2 protein-coding genes are annotated in these 1,429 nt (G+C 76.3%); both read right to left on the reverse strand.

The window, feature by feature from the left end:
• Window positions 1-1,181: CoA-binding protein (locus V7E45_RS40150; protein ID WP_333779230.1), on the reverse strand; the 1,181-nt coding region annotated here is incomplete at its 3' end.
• A 1-nt stretch (window position 1,182) separates the two neighbouring features.
• Window positions 1,183-1,374 carry a ferredoxin gene (locus tag V7E45_RS40155; protein ID WP_333779231.1) on the reverse strand — a complete coding sequence of 64 codons (192 nt, stop codon included), beginning with the start codon at window positions 1,372-1,374 and terminating at the stop codon, window positions 1,183-1,185.
• Between the last annotated feature and the right edge of the window lie 55 nt (window positions 1,375-1,429).

Below are 1,429 nucleotides of genomic sequence, written 5' to 3' on the forward strand. Positions count from 1 at the left end.
CCCCCGAGCCCGCCCCCGGCGGCCGCGTATCCGCCGAAGTAGCCGGTGATCAGGACGGCGTCGACCTCCTCGGCCGCGAGCAGCGCGCTGACGGTGGCCGCGTAGGAACCGGGGTCCTGTTCGCCCATCCCGGCGAGGTCGACCGGGTTGGCGACGGCCGACTGCTCCCACAGGGCCGCCCTGAGCCGGTCCCGGGTGGGCTGGTGGAGTTCGGGCACGGTCAGGCCGGACGTCTCGACGGCGTCGGCGGCGACGACGCCGTGGCCGCCGCCGTCGGTGAGCACGGCGATCCGGCGGCCGGCCGCCCGGCGCCCGCCGTGCAACGCGGCCAGGGCGACGGTGAGTTCGCGCGGGGTGGCGACCAGTTCCACGCCGGCGTCGCGGCAGGCGGCGCTGACCACGTCGGCGGAGGTGGTCAGCGCCCCGGTGTGCGACTGGGCGCTGCGGGCGGAGGCGTCGCCGCGTCCGGCGGTGAGCAGCACGACGGGCTTCCCGGCGTCGGCGGCGGCCTCGGCGAAGGCGCGTCCGTCGGCGAAGTCCTCCGCGTAGACGGCGATCGCCCGGGTTCCCTCGTGGCGGGCGCAGTCGGCGAGGAGGTCGACGAGGGTGACGTCGGCCTGGTTGCCGAGCGACACGAAGCGGGAGAAGCCGAGGCCGTGCGGGCCGAAGCGGAGCTGGAGTTCGAGGGCGAGGTTGCCGCTCTGGCTGAGCAGTGCGACACCGCCGGGGGTGAAGGTGTCGGAGGCGAGGAAGAGGTCGGTGGTGTTGTCGGTGATGCCGAGGCAGTTGGGGCCGACCATCACGGCGCCCGCCGCCCGTACGCGTCCGGCCACGGCCTGCTGGCGGGCCCGCCCGGCGGCCCCGGTCTCGGCGAAGCCGGCGGTGATGGCGACGATCGCGCGTGCCCCGCACCGCAGGGCCTCGTCGACGGCGTCCTCGAAGCCGGCGGCGGGCACCGAGATCACGGCCAGGTCGACGGGCTCGCCGAGCGCGCTCAGGCTGGGCGCCGCGGTGCGGCCGAGGACGGTGCCGCCGCGGCGGTTGACCAGGTGGACGGGGCGGCGGCCGTCGGCGCGGACGGCCTGGGCGGCGATGGCGTGACCGTACTTGGCCGGGTCGTCGCTGGCTCCGACGACGGCGACGGAGACCGGGTCGAAGAGGGCCGACAGGTCGCGTCCCATCTCACTTCACCAGCCGCAGCGCGGAGTTGGGGCAGGCGGCGACGGCGGCCGCGGCGGCTTCCTCGTCGCCGTGCGGCACCTCGCCGGTGCGCGTGCGCGCGTAGCCCCACTCGTCGAGGTCGATCAGCTCGGGCGCGGGTTCCTGGCACAGGCCGTAGCCCTGGCAGCGGGTGGAGTCGAGCAGGAGTTTCATGGGGCTGTCCCTTCGGTGCGGCGGGTGCGGCAGGCGAGGCGGGGCGGGCTCGGGA

The organism is Streptomyces sp. IBSBF 3136, from assembly GCF_036815105.1.
Classification (GTDB): Bacteria; Actinomycetota; Actinomycetes; order Streptomycetales; family Streptomycetaceae; genus Streptomyces.